Below are 16,457 nucleotides of genomic sequence, written 5' to 3'. Positions count from 1 at the left end.
CTCCGGGCCCGGCAGCGCACGCGCAAGGGCACCGCGGACCGCGCCCGGCCCCGCTTCCGCCGGACAGGCCTCAGGGGCGGTAGCGCAGCGGATGGTCTGCCGGGACCTGCGTCAGCACGATCCGGTGGCCGTCCGGGTCGGCGATCCACAGCTCGATCAGGCCCCACGGCTCCTGCACGGGCGGCCGCAGCACCTCGACGCCATGGGCCCGCAGTTCTTCGTGTGCGGTGGCCACGTCCGCCACCTGGAGCCACAACTGGAGGGTGTCCGTGGCCGGATCCGCGGCGCGTCCGGAGACCTCCAGGAAGCCACCGCCCAGGAAGTAGACCGTGCCACGTTGGGGCCCCGTGCCGAATTCCCGGTAGATCTCCAGCCCCAGCGCCTCGCCGTAGAACGCCCGCGACCGCTCGGGGTCGGCCGGCCGCAACAACACCCTGCTGCTCAGTACGTGCACCATGCCGGGACCCTACGGCCCGCGGCCGGGCGCGGCCTTTCGCCACCGCCGAAAAGCCGTGGCGAAAGGCCCTGACACGGCAGGCATACCACTTGTTAGCCTCCATGCAGTCATTCGTGCTGCTCTGAGAGGACTCCGCGCGCCATGCCCACCAGCGAGCTGACCTTCCGTACCGCCCTCGACGCCGACGTCCCCGGGCTCGTCGAGCTCATCGAGTCGGCGTACCGCGGCGATACCAGCCGGGCCGGCTGGACGACGGAGGCGGACCTGCTGGCGGGCCAGCGCACCGACCCGGACGGCGTGACCGCCGTGGTGCGCAAAGCGGACGGCCGGCTGCTGATCGCCGAGCGGGACGGGGAACTGATCGCCTGCTGCCAGCTCGAACACCGCGGGGACCACGCGTACTTCGGGATGTTCGCGGTGCGCCCGCAGCTCCAGGGCGGCGGCCTCGGCAAGGTGATCATCGCGGAGGCCGAGCGGATAGCGCGGGAGACCTGGGGCGTCCGCGAGATGCGGATGACGGTCATCCGGCAGCGCGACGAGCTGATCGCCTGGTACGAGCGCCGCGGCTACCGGCGCACCGGACAGCTCACCCCGTTCCCGTACGGCGATGAGCGATTCGGCATCCCGCAGCGCCCCGACCTGGAGTTCGAGCTGCTGGTCAAGCCGCTCGGCTAGGGCACGCCGGGCGCGGCCGCGGCGCCCGTCCGGTGGACGGGCCCCCTTGGGCGTGCGGCCGGGCGGTGCCGACGGCCGGTGCTCACAGCCGTCCCGCCTGGATGATCCGCCGCAGGAACTGCCGGGTGCGGTCGTGCTGCGGATCCCCGAAGACCTGCTCGGGCGTGCCGCGTTCCACCACCACCCCGCCGTCCAGGAAGCACACCTGGTCGGCGACCTCCCGCGCAAAGCCCATCTCATGGGTGGCGATGACCATGGTCATCCCCTCCTCCTTCAGATCGCGGACGACGCCGAGCACCTCGCCCACCAGCTCCGGGTCGAGCGCCGCGGTGACCTCGTCCAGCAGGAGCAGCCGGGGCCGCCCGGCCAGTGCGCGGACGATCGCCACCCGCTGCTGCTGGCCGCCGCTGAGCCGGTCCGGGTACTCGCCGCCCCGCCCGCCGAGCCCGAGCCGCTCCAGCAGCTCGCGGGCCCGCGCCTCGGCCTGCGCGCGCGGCATCCCGTGCACCCGGCGGGGCGCCAGCGTGATGTTGTCCAGCACGGTCATGTGCGGGAAGAGGTTGTAGGCCTGGAAGACCACGCCGATCCGGCGGCGCACGGAGTCCGCGTCGCTCCGCGGATCGGTGATCTCCGCACCGTCCAGGAAGATCGCGCCGTCGTCGATCTCCTCCAGCAGGCCGGCGCAGCGCAGCAGCGTGGACTTGCCCGACCCCGAGGCGCCGATCAGCGTGGTCACGGTGTGCGCGGGGACCGCGAGGTCCACATCCCGCAGCACGACCGTGCCCCGTCCGTACGTCTTGCGCACGGACTCCAGCCGCAGCACCGGGCCGTCGCCGGGCGCCTCGTGGCCGACGGCCCCGTCGGCCGGCCGCGGGGTGTCGTCGGTCGTGCTCATACCAGGCCTCCCTGGGCGCGCTTGCGGTCCATGCGGGCCGTGATCCAGTCCGTGCCGCGCGTCATCGGGATCGTCAGCGCGACGAAGACGAGACCGGCCACGACGTACGGCGTGAAGTTGAAGTCCCTGCCGGCGATGATCTGCGCCGCGTAGACCGCGTCCACCGCGCCCGCGATGGAGACCAGACCGGTGTCCTTCTGCAGCGAGACCAGATCGTTCAGCAGCGGCGGCACCACCCGCCGCACCGCCTGCGGCAGCACCACGAAGCGCAGCGTCTGCCCGCCGCTCAGCCCCAGCGACCGGGCCGCGGCCCGCTGCGAGGGGTGCACCGACTCGATGCCGGCCCGGAAGACCTCGGCCACATACGCCGAGTACGTCAGGACCAGCGCGGTGCCGCCGAGCATCACCGGATCGGTGGTCACGCCCTGGAGCCGCAGCGCCGGCACCCCGAAGACCACCATCAGCAGACAGATGATCAGCGGCAGTCCGCGGAAGAAGTCGGTGTATGCGGTGGCCAGGGCGCGCAGCGGGAAGAACACCGGGCCGCGCAGCGTCCGGGCCACCGCCAGCAGGAGCCCGAGCACCAGCACCGCCGCCCCGCACACCACCAGCAGCCGCAGATTCAGCAGCAGCCCGTCCAGGACCTCCGGCAGCGCCTTGCGCGCATACGCGGCGCTGAAGAAGGTCTCTCGGGTGCGCGGCCAGCCGGGGGAGCGGGTGATCACGAGGAACAGGACGACGGCGGTGACCAGGGTGCTCAGTGCGGCGACGCCGACCGCGCGCCGGGCCCTGGCCCGCTTGAAGCGCTCCCGCTCCACCCGCCGCTGCGAGGGCACGTACCCGCCCTCCTCGAAGGAGCCGTTCACCACGCCTTTCGAGGACGTCATGTGAGCACCGGGACGGACACCGCGTCGGTCAGCCACTTCTTCTCCAGCGCGGCGAGGGTGCCGTTCCTGCGCAGCGCGTCCACCGCGGCGCTCACACACCCGGTGAGCCGGCTCTCCTTGTCCAGGACCAGGCCGAACTGCTCCTTCGCGGCGCCGGTGGCGGCGAACTGCCCGACCACCTCGGCGTCCTTCACCTCGGCGGAGGTGATGAAGAAGGCCGTCGGCAGATCGGTGAGGATCGCGTCGACCTGACCGTTCCTCAGCGCGGACTTGGCGAGGTCGTTCTTCTGAAAGACGGCCGGGGGCTGCGTCGGCCGGACGGTGTCATGGATGACGTCCAGGCTGGTACTGCCCACCTGGGCGCCGAGCTTGAGCCGACGGAGACCGGCGATGCTCCTGGCGTGCGCGGCCTTGGAGCCCTTCAGCGCGATGACCGCCTGCCGTACGTCGTAGTAGCCGGAGGAGAAGGCGACGGCCCGTTTGCGTGCGGCGTTGATGGAGACCTGGTTGATGTCGAAGTCGAACTTCTTCTCGCCGGGCGCGAAGGCGTTGTTGAACGGCACGGTCTGCCAGTGCACCGCGCCCTTGTCATAGCCCAGTTGCCGGGCGACGGCGTAGGCGACCGCCGATTCGAAGCCCTTGCCGCTCGCCGGGTCGTCGTCGTGGAACCACGGCGCGTAGGCGGGCTTGTCGGTGCCGATCGTGAGCGTGCCACGGGCGACGGTGGGCAGTTTGCCGCGGTCACAGCTCTGCGTGCCCCGCCCGGCGGCCCGTGGGCCACCGGGGGACTCGTCCTGTGGGGCACAGCCGACGGCCGCCGCGAGCAGCACGACGGTGGTGCAAGCGGCAAGGCGGAGGGGGCAGTTGGCGAGGCGCATGGCGGGAGAGTGGCAGTGCGCGAGGCCATCTGTCGAGATCACCGGGCGAAACGTCCGCATGGTGGAAGCTCGTTGCGCCGCTGTGAACTGCGGATTTCCCAGCTGACAGACGACGGGCACCGAGGCGCGCGACGGGATGGAGGCCCGGCTCGTACCGGCCGGCCCGTACCACCTGGCGCAGTCCGTCTAGTTCCTCGCCGGGGGCTTGGCCTCCTCACGCCGTGAAGCGCACCGCCCGCCGGATCTCCGGCAGATCGGTCACCACGCCGTCCAGGCCCAGCCCGCGCGCCAGCCGGAGCTGGTCGTGGGTGTTGACCGTCCAGCCCAGGACCTTCAGATGGGCGGCGTGTGCCCGCTCGACCAGCTCCAGGGTGAGCCGCCGGATGTTCAGGGACAGCATCGTCGCCCCGACGGCCTGTGCACGGTCCACGACATCGGCGCCGTACCGGCTGGCGACCAGCGCGGTGCGCACGCCGGGCAGCAGGGTGCGGATGGCGGCCAGCGCCTCGTCGTGGAAGGAGATCACCTCGACCCGACCGGTCAGATCGCGCGCCCGCATCACCTCGGCCAGCGCCTGCGCGGCCGCCACATCCTTGATCTCGGCCTGCAACGGTGCCTTGACGGCCTCCACGACCTCCTCGAAGACGGGGATCCGCTCGCCCCGCCCGGCATCGAGTTCACGCAGCTCGGCGAGGGTGCGCTCGGAGATCGGGCCGGCGCCGTCGGTGGTCCGGTCGACATCCGCGTCGTGCATCACGACCAGCGAGCCGTCCTTGCTCAGATGCAGATCCAGTTCGATGACATCGAGGCCTTCGTGCTCGGCGCGGACGAAGGAACGCAGGGTGTTCTCCGGCTCGACGCCCATCATCCCGCGGTGTCCGATGGTGAGAAAGGACAAGGCTGCCTCGCTTCTGTCGGCTCGGTGCTGCTGTCGGCTCTGGAGCATGTCGACCGTCGACCGTCGGCCACGGCGTACGTCGGCCACGGCGTACGAAACGGCGCACAGCCTAACGGGACCGGGCGGGGAAAGAAGGGGTGCCGAACGGACCGCGGTGTGTCCAGTACGGGTACCCGCCAGATCCGGCGTCAGACCACTTCACCCTCATGTGGGCGATTCCCCGGTGCGCTGACGACGTCCCGGGGCCGGGGCGCGGCGTCGGACGCGTCCGACGCGGGGATGCCCCCAGGGCGCGGCAGCACGCCGCGACCCGTTGTCCGAGCGGGTGTGGCATATGCCACAGGAGCTGGGGAGGGGGTCGCGCGGCCCTGTCCGGCGCGGTGTGCCCAGGGGTCCTCCCAGGGCTTCTCCGGACCCCGTCCAGGGCCCGCTCGCGGCTCTCTCACGGGGTTGTGGGCTCCCGGAGGAAGCGCGGCGAGGGCTGGCGCGGCTGGTAGGAAGTGGCGCTCAGGGCGTCACGCACAGGAAAAATCGGCGTGTGTACGGGGTGTCAACGGGATAATTTTCAGCTAGCCCACTTGAGTGGACGATCCTTGGCTGGTTACCGTGTCCTGACAACACGATCTACCGCCGGAGGGCAGTCATGACGGAAATTCTTTCGCCTGTGGGTGTCCAGGGGGGCACCACGACCGCAGGGAGTGTGGTCGGGCACCCGGCGTGGCCCGTGCTCAAGAACGCGGTCGAGACCATCCGCCCCTGGCAGTCCAAGGACGGTTCGGTCGACCTGGAGGCGGAGGGCGCGCCGAGCGCCGACGCCGTCCGTACGGAGGTCGACCGCGTGATAGCGGCCCTCGCGGAGCTCGCCCCGCTGCTCCCGCACAACGCCGCCTACCACCAGGCGCTCGCCGCCGACCTGCGCCGCTGGGCCGACGGCGGCTTCGGCGTGCCGGACTTCCTCGACTCGCTGCTCGCCTTCCAGCCCGCCCAGCAGCGCGCCGACGGCCTCCAGCACCTCGTGCTGTTCCCCATGTACACCCAGAACGGCAACCCGGACCGCAACTTCGAGGCCGTCGTCCTGCGCATGGTCTGGCCGGACTGGCTCGCCGAGCTGGAGCGCACCCGCTACGACAACGCGCTCTTCTGCGGCATCGCCTTCGAGGACTTCACGGCCGGCTACGACACCAACTCCGCGGTGCTCTTCCCGGAGACCATCGCCGTGCGCGAGGCCCCCGAGCGCTTCAGCTGGGGCGGCATCTTCTGCGACCGCGAGGCCGCCCGCTTCCGGCGGGTCAGCCAGGCCGCCGTCGAGACCCTGGGCCTGGAACTCCCCGAGGACATCAGCGAGATGCTCGCCGACCAGAAGCGCTGCCAGGAGGCGTTCGTCCTGTGGGACATGGTGCACGACCGCACCCACAGCCACGGTGACCTGCCGTTCGACCCCTTCATGATCAAGCAGCGCCAGCCGTTCTGGATGTACGGCCTGGAGGAGCTGCGCTGTGACCTCACCGCCTTCAAGGAGGCCGTGAAGCTGGAGGCCGAGGGGCACGCGCAGGCCCGCGACGTACAGTTCGCGGTGATCTTCGACCGGATGTTCCGCTTCCCGGTCACCGGCGACCGCGTCCGCAACTACGACGGCCTGGGCGGACAGCTGCTCTTCGCGTACCTCCACAAGCACGACGTCGTACGCTGGACGGACAACACACTGCACATCGACTGGGAGCGGGCGCCCAAGGTCACCAACGAGCTGTGCGGCGAGATCGAAAAGCTCTACCGCGACGGCATCGACCGGCCCAAGCTGGTCCACTGGTTCGCCGCGTACGACCTCGTCTCGACCTACCTCGCACCGCACCCGGGGTCGGTCTGGGCCAAGGGACCCGACGCCCTCGACCTGGACCAGCCGCCGCGCAAACTCGTGGACGACGTGCTCCCCGACGAGTTCCCGCTGAGCATGTTCTACGAGGCGCTCGCCAAGAAGCTGCGTGCTGTGATCGCATCCACCAAGGGCATCACGGCCCACAGCGATGAATTGGCGGCGGCATGAAGACCGACCGGAACACCCGGCGGACGGCCGTCCAGGAGCAGGACGAGGAGGCGACGGAGATGGTGACGTCGACGGGCGGCCAGGGGCCGCTGGAGGGTGCGGTCATCGCAGTGGCGGGCGCGGCCGGACCGGCCGGCCGGGCGACCCTGCTGCGGCTGGCCGAGGCGGGCGCGGTGGTGGTCGGCTCGGACTCCAACCCCGAGCGGCTGGCGGAGGCCGTGGACGCGGCCCGGTACGCCCACGGGGGCGCCACGGTGATAGGGGAGACGGTGGACCTCCTCGACGTGGACCAGGCCCGGGAGTGGGCGGCCCGTACGGAGAAGGAGTTCGGCCGGGTCGACGGCCTGGTGCACCTGGTCGGCGGCTGGCGCGGCTCGTCGACCTTCGCGGAGACCGACCTCACGGACTGGGAAACGCTCCATAAGCTGCTGGTCCGCACCGTGCAGCACACCTCCCTCGCGTTCTACGAGGCCCTCGAACGCAGCGGCAACGGCCGCTTCCTCCTCACCAGCGCGGCCGGCGCCAGCAAGCCCACCGGGGGCAACGCCGCCTATGCCGCGTCCAAGGCCGCCGCCGAGGCCTGGACGCTCGCCATGGCGGACGGCTTCCGCAAGGCGGGGGGTGAGCAGGGGCCGCGCGCCGCGGCTGCCATCCTGATCGTGAAGGCGCTCGTCAACGACCAGATGCGCGCCGAGCGACCGAACGCCAAGTTCGCGGGCTTCACGGATGTCACGGAGCTGGCCGAGGCCATCGCCGGGGTCTGGAGCCGGCCCGCCCAGGAAGTGAATGGACAGCGTCTGTGGCTGACCCCCGAGCCGTGACCGGAGCGAAGACCGACGCCCGGCCGCACCACGACCCCGAGATACGCGGCTTCGCCAGCGACAACTACGCGGGCGCGCATCCGGAGGTCCTCGCCGCGCTCACGCTCGCCAACGGCGGCCACCAGGTCGCCTACGGCGAGGACGACTACACCGAGCACCTCCAGCGGGTCGTCCGCAGCCATTTCGGGCAGCGCGCCGAGGCGTTCCCGGTGTTCAACGGCACCGGCGCCAATGTCGTCGCGCTGCAGGCCGTGACCGACCGCTGGGGAGCGGTGATAGCGGCCGACACCGCGCACATCCATGTCGACGAGTGCGGTGCGCCCGAGCGGGTCGGCGGGCTGAAGCTGCTCACCGTACCGACCGAGGACGGCAAGCTCACCCCCGAGCTGATCGACCGCGAGGCGTACGGCTGGGACGACGAGCACCGCGCCATGCCGCAGGTCGTGTCGATCACCCAGAGCACGGAGCTGGGCACGGTCTACACGCCCGACGAGATCCGGGCGATCTGCGAACACGCCCATGAGCGCGGCATGGTGGTGCATCTCGACGGCGCGCGGATCGCCAATGCCGCGGCGACGCTCGACGTCCCGATGCGGGCCTTCACCAACGCGGTGGGGGTCGACATCCTCTCGTACGGCGGCACCAAGAACGGCGCGGTCTTCGGCGAGGCCGTGATCGTGCTCAACCCCGACCGGGTGCGCGCGATGAAGCATCTGCGCAAGCTGTCGATGCAGCTGGCTTCCAAGATGCGCTTCGTCTCCGTCCAGTTGGAGGCGCTGCTCGCCAAGGACCTGTGGCTGCGCAACGCCCGGCACGCCAACACCATGGCGCAGCGGCTGGCGGCCGGGGTGCGGGACATCGACGGGGTGGAGATCTGCTACCCCGTGCAGGCGAACGCGGTCTTCGCCCGGCTGCCGCACGATGTCAGCGAGCGGCTGCAGAAGCGCTACCGCTTCTACTTCTGGGACGAGCAGACCGGCCAGGTGCGCTGGATGTGCGCGTTCGACACCACCGAGGCGGACGTCGACGGCTTCCTGGCCGCCCTCCGCGAGGAGATCAGCCGCTGATCCGGACGTCCACGCTCTGCATAGCTATGCGCCCGACCGAGAAGTCATTGACTCCCAGCCGGGCGCATCGCTACGCTCTCCGTGCATGGAGCTGATCCAGAACACCCCGGATATATCCGCCTACTTGGCCGCCTGCGCGGTCATCGATCACGGACATCCGCTCGTCCGCTCCACTGCCGCGACGCTCGCCGCCGACGCCCCGGATGCATACACATACGCCAAGGCCGCCTTCACCTTCGTCCGCGACGCCATCCCGCACAGTGCGGACACCGATGATCCACGGGTCACCTGGCGCGCCTCGGGCGTCCTCGCGCTGCGCACCGGTATCTGCTACGCCAAGGCGCACGCCCTCGCGGCCCTGCTGCGGGCCGGGGGCATCCCTGCCGCGCTGTGCTACCAGAAGCTCGACACCGTCCACGGTCTGGTGGCCCTCCGGCTGCCCGGTGCGCACCGTTGGGCCCGGCAGGATCCGCGGGGCAACAAGCCCGGCATCGACGCGCAGTTCCGTCTCGACCGCGAGCAGCTCGCCTACCCCGCGCGGACCGAGTGCAACGAACTGGACTACCCGGTGCTATTTGCTGAACCGCACCCCGTCGTGCTCCAATGCCTCCGCGAGGCCGTCGACCGGTCTCACCTCTGGCAGACGCTCCCCACCGACCTCTGAGGACGCCCCCGTGCCCGACTCTTCGCACGTTCCCGTTTCCGGCATGAGCTGCGCCCTGCACGTCTCCGACGAGGTGCGCGCCCTGGCGCCCGGCTTCGGCTACCTCGCCGTCGAGGCCCACGGCCTGACCAACGGGCCCAGCGACGACGCCGGCTCGGCGCTCCTGGACGAGGCCACCCGACGGCTGGCAGCGCGCCTCGACGGGCGCGCCCCGCAGGACGACCCGCACCTCGCCGCCTGGCGGGCCGCGTACACCGCCTTCGGCAGCAAGCCGTCGCGCACCCGCAACTCCGCCGAGGCGCTGGCCAGGCGGGCGCTCGCGGACGGCGGCCTGCCGCGCATCAACCGGCTGGTCGACCTCTACAACGCGATCAGCGTCGCCCATCTCATCCCCGTGGGCGGCGAGGACCTGGACCGCATCCAGGGCGGGATGCGGCTGGTCAGGGCCACCGGCGAAGAACCCTTCGCGACCGCCGCCGGTGGCGCCGAGGTCATCGAGCACCCCGATGCGGGCGAGGTGGTCTGGTGCGACGAGGAAGGCGTCACCTGCCGCCGCTGGAACTGGCGTCAGGGCGTACGCACCCGCCTCACCGAGGACTCGGTCAGCGCGCTGTTCCTGCTGGAGCGGATGGCCCCCATGCCGCTCGATGCCCTGTCGGCCGCCGGCGCCGAGCTGGCCGAGGCGCTGCACAAGGCCTGCCCGGACGCCCGTATCGAGATCGGCGAGATCTGGTCGCAGTGACCCGGGCTACCGGCAGCCCGGCAGACGGCAGGCCACCAGCAGACCGGCGGCCCGGTCCGGTGTCGGGCTAGGCGATGCTCCCGGGCGCGGCGGGTGCGGTGCCGCCGAGATGGGCCGGCATCCACCAGGTGTCGTCGGGACCCTTGGGGCGTACGGGATAGGCGCGCTGGGCCGCCTCCAGGAGGTCCTGCACCCGGGACCGCAGCCGGTCGGTGATCTTCTCGGCCGCCTCGGCCGGATCGGCCTCCATCGGCTCGCCCACCCGGATCGTTATCGGCAGGTGGTTGCGGCCCAGATCGCGCTTGTGGCCCTTGGTCCACAGGCGCTGGGTGCCCCACAGCGCCACCGGCAGCAGCGGCACCCCGGCCTCCTGGGCCAGCCGCGCCGCACCCGACTTGAAGGTCTTCAGGGTGAAGGACTCGGAGATCGTCGCCTCGGGGAAGACGCCGATGATCTCCCCCGAACGCAGCGCCGACAGGGCGTGCTTGTAGGCGTCCATGCCCTGCGCCCGGTCCACGGGGATGTGCTTCATCGCGCGCATCAGCGGCCCCGACACCTTGTGCCGGAAGACCGACTCCTTCGCCATGAAGCGCACCAGCCGCTTCGCCGGCCGTGCCGTCAGACCGGCGAAGACGAAGTCCAGATAGCCGATGTGATTGCTCACCAGCACCGCCCCGCCGCGGCGCGGAACATGGTCCGTCCCGGCGATGTCGAATTTCAGATCGAGCGCCTTGAAGAGGGTGCGGGCGGCGCCGATCACCGGCGGATAGACGAGCTCTGCCATTGTCCGGAGGACCCCTTTTGCCACGCCTGGGGAGGGTTCTCCCGGCGGAAACCTACGCAGCCGTAACTGCGGCTTTCGGAGATCGTGCCCGATGTCGGCCGTGGCGGCCAGCGCGGCAGCCGCCACGGCCGGGAGATTCTTGTCACGTGTAAGGGCCGCCGGGCCGCCCATCCGCAGTGGCACACGGCGCCGATCGCACCGCGGGAGTACCCCGACGCGGCCGGGGAAAGGCGTCATGAGGACCGACCGCCCGGGGGAGCTGCGTCACGCGGACCGACCGCCCGGGAATCTTTACGGCCCCGCGGACGCTGCACCCTGGACGACCGGACAGGTGGTGCGGGTCGCGGCGCCCACGGCGGCGAGCTCCTCGGACCGAGGGCACCACTACGCAGCAAGCCGATGACCACTACACAGCAAGGGGAGGGCGACGGTGCAGGAGCGGGACGACCGTGGCGGGGCGGCGCGGCTGGGCGCCGCCGAGATCGGCGCGGCGCTGGGGGAGCGAGCCACCCTGCTGCAGTTCTCCAGCGCCTTCTGTCAGCCCTGCCGGGCCACCCGGCGCACCCTCGCCGAGGTCGCCGGCATGGTCGAGGGGGTGGCTCATGTCGAGATCGACGCGGAGGACCATCTCGCGCTCGTACGGGAGCTGGAGGTGCAGCGCACCCCGACGGTGCTGGTGCTCGACGCGGAGGGCGCGATCGTGCGCCGCGCCGCCGGGCAGCCCCGCAAGGCCGATGTCATCGCCGCCCTGGGTGCGGCCGTCCGTGATTGATCTCCCAGATGGCGGGCGCCCCTTGACGCTGTGGGTCACGCGTCGTCACTCTGACGTGATGCGGCCAGGATTCCTTCTTTGCGGACGCGCCCACGTCGACCTGCTGCGGACTGCCAGCTCCCGCTGTCCGGGCACGTGAGCAGCGACGACCTCACAGCCGCCGGCCGCGGCCCGGTGCCGGCGGCCCCGCCCGGGCCCGTACACCACATCTGAAGGACAACTCCATGACGGCCTCGCCCGGCCTCGGAACGCCCCGTACCGCCTCTCCCGAGCTGCTGCGCTCGGTCTTCCGGCAGCATGCCGCGGGTGTCGCGGTGATCACCGCGCACGGCTCCCGCCCCGTCGGCTTCACCGCCACCTCCCTCACCTCCGTTGCCGCCGACCCGCCGCTGCTCTCGTTCGGCATCGGTACCGGCTCCTCCAGTTGGCCGACCGTCTCGGAGGCCGAGCACATCGGCGTCCACATACTCGGCGAGCACCAGCAGGAGCTGGCGGCCACGTTCGCGCGCAGCGGAGCCGACCGTTTTGGTCCCGCCACCTCCTGGCGCACGGGTCCCGCGGGAGTGCCGCTTCTCGACGGCGTCCTGGCCTGGCTGGTGTGCAAGGTCGTGGCGCGGGTGCCGGCCGGTGACCATCACCTCGTGCTCGCCCAGCCCGTGGTCGGCGACCCCGCGGGGCCCGGCCGTCCGCTGCTCTATCACCAGGGCCGCTTCAACGCGCTGCGGGACTGACGGGTTCCCGCTCCGCCTCTTCGTCGCCCGGTCAGGGTCGTTGGCAACGTCACATTTCGACGGCCTTGATTCGGGGCACGAGACTGGATGTACTGGCGAGTAATATGACGGTCGGCGTGGGGAACCGCTTCCGCCCGGGAGCCGCCCCCAGTGACGCCTATGCTGCCAGCACCAGGCAGTTCTGAAGAGACGAAGCAGGTAGGAGAGTCGGCGTGAGCTTGAGGATCGTTGTCTGTGTGAAGTACGTGCCCGACGCCACCGGCGACCGGCACTTCGCCGAGGATCTGACCGTCGACCGTGACGATGTGGACGGTCTGCTCTCGGAGCTCGACGAGTACGCCGTCGAGCAGGCCCTGCAGATCAAGGAAGCGGCCGACGACGCGGAGATCACGGTCCTCACCGTGGGCCCCGAGGACGCCAACGACGCGCTGCGCAAGGCGCTGTCGATGGGCGCCGACAAGGCCGTCCACGTCGAGGACGACGACCTGCACGGCACCGACGCGCTCGGCACCTCGCTCGTGCTCGCGAAGGCCATCGAGAAGACCGGTTACGACCTCGTCGTCTGCGGTATGGCCTCCACCGACGGCACGATGGGTGTGCTGCCCGCGCTGCTCGCCGAGCGGCTGAACGTCCCTCAGGTCACCCAGCTCTCCGAGGTTTCCGTCGCCGACGGCAAGGTCACCGGCCGCCGGGACGGCGACACCGCCAGCGAGCAGCTGGAGGCCGCGCTGCCGGCCGTCGTGTCCGTCACCGACCAGTCGGGCGAGGCGCGCTACCCGTCCTTCAAGGGCATCATGGCCGCCAAGAAGAAGCCGGTGGAGTCCCTGGACCTGGAGGACCTGGAGATCGAGGCGGACGAGGTCGGCCTCGAGGGTGCCTGGACCAAGGTCGACGACGCCACCGAGCGTCCGGCCCGTACGGCGGGCACGATCGTCAAGGACGAGGGCGAGGGCGGCAAGCAGCTCGCCGAGTTCCTCGCGGGCCAGAAGTTCATCTGAGCCGCAGCCCTTACCACCGCCCTCATTCTTCCCGCAGGAGAGCAATCCCATGGCTGAAGTCCTTGTCTACGTCGACCACGTGGACGGCGCCGTCCGCAAGCCCACCCTCGAACTGCTCACCCTCGCCCGCCGTATCGGCGAGCCGGTAGCCGTCCACCTCGGCGCCAACGCCGAGGAGGCCGCGAAGGTCCTCGCCGAGCACGGCGCGGTGAAGGTGCTGGCCGCCGACGCGCCCGAGTTCGCCGAGTACCTCGTCGCCCCCAAGGTCGATGCGCTGCAGGCCGCTTACGACGCGGTCTCCCCGGCCGCCGTGCTGCTGCCGTCCTCCGCGGAGGGCAAGGAGATCGGTGCCCGCCTCGCGGTCCGCATCGGCTCCGGCATCATCACCGACGCCGTCGACCTGGAGGCCGGCGACGAGGGCCCGGTGGCCACGCAGTCCGTCTTCGCGGCCTCGTACACCACCAAGTCCCGTGTCTCCAAGGGCACTCCGGTCATCACGGTCAAGCCCAACTCCGCCGCCCCGGAGGCCGCGCCGGCCGCCGGTACGGTCGAGCAGCTCGCGGTGACCATCGCCGACTCCTCCAAGGGCACCAAGATCGTCTCGCGCACGCCGCGCGAGTCGACCGGCCGCCCGGAGCTGACCGAGGCCGCGATCGTGGTCTCCGGTGGCCGTGGCGTCAACGGCGCGGAGAACTTCCCGGTCATCGAGGCGCTCGCCGACTCGCTCGGTGCGGCCGTCGGCGCCTCGCGCGCCGCGGTGGACGCCGGCTGGTACCCGCACACCAACCAGGTCGGCCAGACCGGTAAGTCGGTCTCGCCGCAGCTGTACATCGCGGCCGGCATCTCCGGCGCGATCCAGCACCGCGCCGGTATGCAGACCTCGAAGACCATCGTCGCGATCAACAAGGACGCCGAGGCGCCGATCTTCGACCTGGTCGACTACGGCGTGGTCGGCGACCTCTTCGAGGTCGTCCCGTCCCTCACCGACGAGGTCAAGACCCGCAAGGGCTGAGCCCGCAGTGCGCGCCGGAGCCCGCTTCGGCGCGCGCACGAGGCCCCGTACGCGCGCTGCGTACGGGGCCTCGTGCTGTCGGCGGCCGGGTCCTGGGAGGGCGGCGGTCTCAGCCGCCCGTCACCCCGTCGATCCGCTCCCGCAGCAGATCCGCATGGCCGTTGTGGCGGGCATACTCCTCGATCATGTGGACGTAGATCCAGCGCAGATTCCGCGTCACCTGGTTGCCCTGGAAGGTCTCGTCCAGCCCCCGGTCCGCCACGGCCTTGTCGCAGGCCTCGATCTCGGCGCGGAACGCCGCGAATTCGCGCTCGGCGGCGGCCGGGTCGAGGTCGTCGAAATCGGCGTCGATGTTGTCGTCGGTGATGTAGGGGGAGCCGATGTCCTCACCGACGAAGCGCCGGCGGAACCAGGAGCGTTCCACCTCGGTCATGTGGCGTACCAGCCCGAGCAGCGTGAGGTTGGACGGCGGGCTGCTCGCCTGGACGAGCTGCTCGGCGGTGAGCCCGGCGCACTTGGTGAGCAGGGTGTCGCGATGGAAGTCGAGCCAGCGCTGGAGCATCTCCCGTTCGCCGGCCGCGGCGGGAATTTCTCTGCGCTCGATGGAGGGTGCGATCCACGTCATGCGGCCGATTCTTTCGGCACCCGCACCGGGGTGCCACGTGTTTTCGGGGACCGGTCCCGCGCCCGTGGCCTGCGCCGTCTCGGGCGAGGGGTGTTGACCGCGCCAAACCGACACCGATAGCTTCGCCATACGGATTGTTGATTCCATTGAGCGGAAAATGGCTCGTATATCGGGCGTGTGCACCGGGAGGGTACCGAATGGGGCAGCAGGAGACCGTGGCGACGAGCCTCGCGGACGCCGTACGTGCGGGCATCGGAGCCGCCCTCGCCGAGGTGGACGCGGATCTGGCGCGGCGCTACCCGGGCGACCCCGGCACCCGGCAGCCGGTCCACACGGTCTACGTCCCCGGTGACGTCTTCGCCGCCGACACCGTGCGCTCCTGGGGCGACCAGGCGCTCGCCGCCCTCGATGAGCACGCCCCGGACGCCGCTGCGCTGGCCGCCGTCCTCGGCCTCCCCGACGCGCTCGCCGCCGACGTCCACGACCGCGTCCGCGCCAAGCTGACCCGCGAGCCGGTCGAGGATCTGCGCATCGACTTCGAGGACGGCTACGGCCCCCGCCCGGACGCCGAGGAGGACGAGGCCGCGGCCCGCGCCGCCGCCCTGGTCGCCGCCGCGTACCGTGGGGGCACCTCCGGGCCGGAGGCCGGGGGAGGCACCGCGGCCCCGTACGTGGGCATCCGGATGAAGTGCATGGAGGCCGCCGTCCGCGACCGCGGTATCCGCACCCTCGACATCTTCCTCACCGGCCTCATGCGGGCCGGCGGTCTGCCCGACGGCCTGCTGCTGACGCTCCCCAAGGTCACCTACGCCGAGCAGGTCACCGCCATGGTCCGGCTGCTGGAGGCCTTCGAGAAGGCGCACGGCCTGGAGAGCGGCCGGCTCGGCTTCGAAATCCAGATCGAGACCACCCAGTCGATCCTGGGGGCCGACGGCCGCGCCACCGTCGCCCGCATGATCGAGGCCGCCGAGGGCCGGGCCACGTCGCTGCACTACGGCACCTTCGACTACAGCGCCTCCTGCGGGGTCAGCGCGGCCTACCAGTCCCTCGACCACCCGGTGGCCGACCATGCCAAGGCCGTGATGCAGGTCGCCGCCGCAGGTACCGGCGTCCGCCTCTCCGACGGCTCGACGAACGTCCTGCCGGTCGGCCCGACCGAGCGGGTCCACGACGCCTGGCGGCTGCACCACGGCTTGGTACGCCGCTCGCTGGCCCGCGCCTACTACCAGGGCTGGGACATGCATCCGGGTCATCTGCCCACCCGTTACGCGGCGGTGTACGCCTTCTACCGCGAGGGCCTGGAGCAGGCCGCGGCCCGGCTGGCGGCGTATGTCGCCAAGGCCGGCGGCGAGGTCATGGACGAGCCCGCCACCGCCAAGGCGCTCAGCGGCTATCTGCTGCGTGGCCTGGACTGCGGCGCCGTGGACCCGGAAGAGGTCGCTCGGCTCACCGGTCTTACGCGCACCGATCTGGACGTGCTGGCGGGGCGGTTGGTGGGGGAGGGCTGAGG

18 protein-coding genes are annotated in these 16,457 nt (G+C 71.2%); 11 read left to right on the top strand and 7 right to left on the bottom strand.

From position 1 onward, the window contains the following. Window positions 1-70 precede the first annotated feature (70 nt). Entirely contained in the window at window positions 71-457 is a 387-nt protein-coding gene (locus EST54_RS03495; protein WP_129244884.1) for a VOC family protein, read from the bottom strand. 141 nt (window positions 458-598) lie between these two features. Between EST54_RS03495 and EST54_RS03490 the strand changes: the two genes are divergently transcribed. Next, complete coding sequence (locus tag EST54_RS03490; protein WP_129244882.1) at window positions 599-1,132, top strand: GNAT family N-acetyltransferase; 534 nt, start codon at window positions 599-601, stop codon at window positions 1,130-1,132. Window positions 1,133-1,214: 82 nt separating this feature from the next. Here EST54_RS03490 and EST54_RS03485 read toward each other — a convergent pair whose 3' ends face one another. The 4 genes from EST54_RS03485 to EST54_RS03470 form a co-directional block, all read right to left on the bottom strand. Beyond that, the gene (locus tag EST54_RS03485; protein WP_244942431.1) at window positions 1,215-2,027 is read right to left on the bottom strand and encodes an amino acid ABC transporter ATP-binding protein; all 813 of its coding nucleotides are present in this window, start codon (window positions 2,025-2,027) and stop codon (window positions 1,215-1,217) included. Then, complete coding sequence (locus tag EST54_RS03480; RefSeq protein WP_174857383.1) at window positions 2,024-2,914, bottom strand: amino acid ABC transporter permease; 891 nt, start codon at window positions 2,912-2,914, stop codon at window positions 2,024-2,026. The genes EST54_RS03485 and EST54_RS03480 overlap by 4 nt, the downstream gene beginning before the upstream one ends. Continuing rightward, window positions 2,911-3,792, bottom strand: coding sequence for an ABC transporter substrate-binding protein (locus EST54_RS03475; protein ID WP_129245041.1), 882 nt, complete (start codon window positions 3,790-3,792; stop codon window positions 2,911-2,913). Before EST54_RS03475 ends, EST54_RS03480 begins: the two co-directional genes overlap by 4 nt. A gap of 214 nt (window positions 3,793-4,006) precedes the next feature. After that, complete coding sequence (locus EST54_RS03470; RefSeq protein ID WP_129244878.1) at window positions 4,007-4,690, bottom strand: glycerophosphodiester phosphodiesterase; 684 nt, start codon at window positions 4,688-4,690, stop codon at window positions 4,007-4,009. 643 nt (window positions 4,691-5,333) lie between these two features. On the opposite strand from EST54_RS03470, the gene EST54_RS03465 reads away from it, so the two are divergent. The 5 genes from EST54_RS03465 to EST54_RS03445 all read left to right on the top strand — a co-directional run bounded on the left by EST54_RS03465 (window position 5,334) and on the right by EST54_RS03445 (window position 10,025). Continuing rightward, window positions 5,334-6,731, top strand: a complete 1,398-nt coding sequence (locus EST54_RS03465) for a DUF6421 family protein (protein WP_129244876.1) — start codon at window positions 5,334-5,336, stop codon at window positions 6,729-6,731. Continuing rightward, a complete protein-coding gene (locus tag EST54_RS03460) occupies window positions 6,728-7,552 on the top strand; it encodes an SDR family NAD(P)-dependent oxidoreductase (RefSeq protein ID WP_129244874.1) in 825 nt (274 codons plus the stop codon). The genes EST54_RS03465 and EST54_RS03460 overlap by 4 nt, the downstream gene beginning before the upstream one ends. Next, window positions 7,531-8,619, top strand: a complete 1,089-nt coding sequence (locus EST54_RS03455) for a threonine aldolase family protein (RefSeq protein ID WP_167511471.1) — start codon at window positions 7,531-7,533, stop codon at window positions 8,617-8,619. Before EST54_RS03460 ends, EST54_RS03455 begins: the two co-directional genes overlap by 22 nt. An 85-nt stretch (window positions 8,620-8,704) precedes the next feature. After that, entirely contained in the window at window positions 8,705-9,283 is a 579-nt protein-coding gene (locus tag EST54_RS03450; protein WP_129244869.1) for a transglutaminase domain-containing protein, read from the top strand. Window positions 9,284-9,326: 43 nt separating this feature from the next. Next, complete coding sequence (locus EST54_RS03445) at window positions 9,327-10,025, top strand: B3/B4 domain-containing protein (protein WP_129245040.1); 699 nt, start codon at window positions 9,327-9,329, stop codon at window positions 10,023-10,025. 67 nt (window positions 10,026-10,092) lie between these two features. Here the strand turns inward: EST54_RS03445 and EST54_RS03440 are convergent, their stop codons facing one another. Next, window positions 10,093-10,809: a lysophospholipid acyltransferase family protein gene (locus EST54_RS03440; RefSeq protein WP_129244866.1), complete on the bottom strand. Its 717-nt coding sequence runs from the start codon at window positions 10,807-10,809 to the stop codon at window positions 10,093-10,095. A 430-nt stretch (window positions 10,810-11,239) separates the two neighbouring features. Here EST54_RS03440 and EST54_RS03435 point away from each other — a divergent pair, with 430 nt between their 5' ends. The 4 genes from EST54_RS03435 (at window position 11,240) to EST54_RS03420 (ending at window position 14,322) form a co-directional block, all read left to right on the top strand. Continuing rightward, window positions 11,240-11,581, top strand: a complete 342-nt coding sequence (locus EST54_RS03435) for a TlpA family protein disulfide reductase (RefSeq protein WP_129244864.1) — start codon at window positions 11,240-11,242, stop codon at window positions 11,579-11,581. Window positions 11,582-11,805: 224 nt separating this feature from the next. Next, complete coding sequence (locus tag EST54_RS03430; RefSeq protein ID WP_129244862.1) at window positions 11,806-12,312, top strand: flavin reductase family protein; 507 nt, start codon at window positions 11,806-11,808, stop codon at window positions 12,310-12,312. Between the two features lie 212 nt (window positions 12,313-12,524). After that, complete coding sequence (locus EST54_RS03425) at window positions 12,525-13,310, top strand: electron transfer flavoprotein subunit beta/FixA family protein (RefSeq protein ID WP_006607345.1); 786 nt, start codon at window positions 12,525-12,527, stop codon at window positions 13,308-13,310. A 49-nt stretch (window positions 13,311-13,359) separates the two neighbouring features. Beyond that, complete coding sequence (locus EST54_RS03420) at window positions 13,360-14,322, top strand: electron transfer flavoprotein subunit alpha/FixB family protein (protein ID WP_129244860.1); 963 nt, start codon at window positions 13,360-13,362, stop codon at window positions 14,320-14,322. Window positions 14,323-14,431: 109 nt separating this feature from the next. Here the strand turns inward: EST54_RS03420 and EST54_RS03415 are convergent, their stop codons facing one another. Further along, window positions 14,432-14,947 carry a DinB family protein gene (locus EST54_RS03415; RefSeq protein ID WP_129244858.1) on the bottom strand — a complete coding sequence of 172 codons (516 nt, stop codon included), beginning with the start codon at window positions 14,945-14,947 and terminating at the stop codon, window positions 14,432-14,434. Between the two features lie 197 nt (window positions 14,948-15,144). On the opposite strand from EST54_RS03415, the gene EST54_RS03410 reads away from it, so the two are divergent. Beyond that, entirely contained in the window at window positions 15,145-16,455 is a 1,311-nt protein-coding gene (locus EST54_RS03410) for a DUF6986 family protein (RefSeq protein WP_129244856.1), read from the top strand. The last annotated feature ends 2 nt before the right edge of the window (window positions 16,456-16,457 follow it).

The sequence above is a fragment of the Streptomyces sioyaensis genome, assembly GCF_004122735.1.
Taxonomy (GTDB): Bacteria; Actinomycetota; Actinomycetes; order Streptomycetales; family Streptomycetaceae; genus Streptomyces; species Streptomyces sioyaensis.
Note: the sequence above shows the minus strand (reverse complement) of the source record. Positions and strands in the feature narration are given on the sequence as shown.

Excerpts from the sequence above, each read along its gene's own strand:
- EST54_RS03495 (WP_129244884.1), bottom strand. The coding sequence starts at position 457 with ATGGTGCACGTACTGAGCAGCAGGGTGTTGTTGCGGCCGGCCGACCCC.
- EST54_RS03475 (WP_129245041.1), bottom strand. The coding sequence starts at position 3,792 with ATGCGCCTCGCCAACTGCCCCCTCCGCCTTGCCGCTTGCACCACCGTC.
- EST54_RS03460 (WP_129244874.1), top strand. The coding sequence starts at position 6,728 with ATGAAGACCGACCGGAACACCCGGCGGACGGCCGTCCAGGAGCAGGAC.
- EST54_RS03410 (WP_129244856.1), top strand. The coding sequence starts at position 15,145 with ATGGGGCAGCAGGAGACCGTGGCGACGAGCCTCGCGGACGCCGTACGT.
- EST54_RS03420 (WP_129244860.1), top strand. The coding sequence starts at position 13,360 with ATGGCTGAAGTCCTTGTCTACGTCGACCACGTGGACGGCGCCGTCCGC.
- EST54_RS03450 (WP_129244869.1), top strand. The coding sequence starts at position 8,705 with ATGGAGCTGATCCAGAACACCCCGGATATATCCGCCTACTTGGCCGCC.
- EST54_RS03415 (WP_129244858.1), bottom strand. The coding sequence starts at position 14,947 with ATGACGTGGATCGCACCCTCCATCGAGCGCAGAGAAATTCCCGCCGCG.
- EST54_RS03445 (WP_129245040.1), top strand. The coding sequence starts at position 9,327 with ATGAGCTGCGCCCTGCACGTCTCCGACGAGGTGCGCGCCCTGGCGCCC.
- EST54_RS03485 (WP_244942431.1), bottom strand. The coding sequence starts at position 2,027 with ATGAGCACGACCGACGACACCCCGCGGCCGGCCGACGGGGCCGTCGGC.
- EST54_RS03440 (WP_129244866.1), bottom strand. The coding sequence starts at position 10,809 with ATGGCAGAGCTCGTCTATCCGCCGGTGATCGGCGCCGCCCGCACCCTC.
- EST54_RS03430 (WP_129244862.1), top strand. The coding sequence starts at position 11,806 with ATGACGGCCTCGCCCGGCCTCGGAACGCCCCGTACCGCCTCTCCCGAG.
- EST54_RS03465 (WP_129244876.1), top strand. The coding sequence starts at position 5,334 with ATGACGGAAATTCTTTCGCCTGTGGGTGTCCAGGGGGGCACCACGACC.
- EST54_RS03490 (WP_129244882.1), top strand. The coding sequence starts at position 599 with ATGCCCACCAGCGAGCTGACCTTCCGTACCGCCCTCGACGCCGACGTC.
- EST54_RS03480 (WP_174857383.1), bottom strand. The coding sequence starts at position 2,914 with ATGACGTCCTCGAAAGGCGTGGTGAACGGCTCCTTCGAGGAGGGCGGG.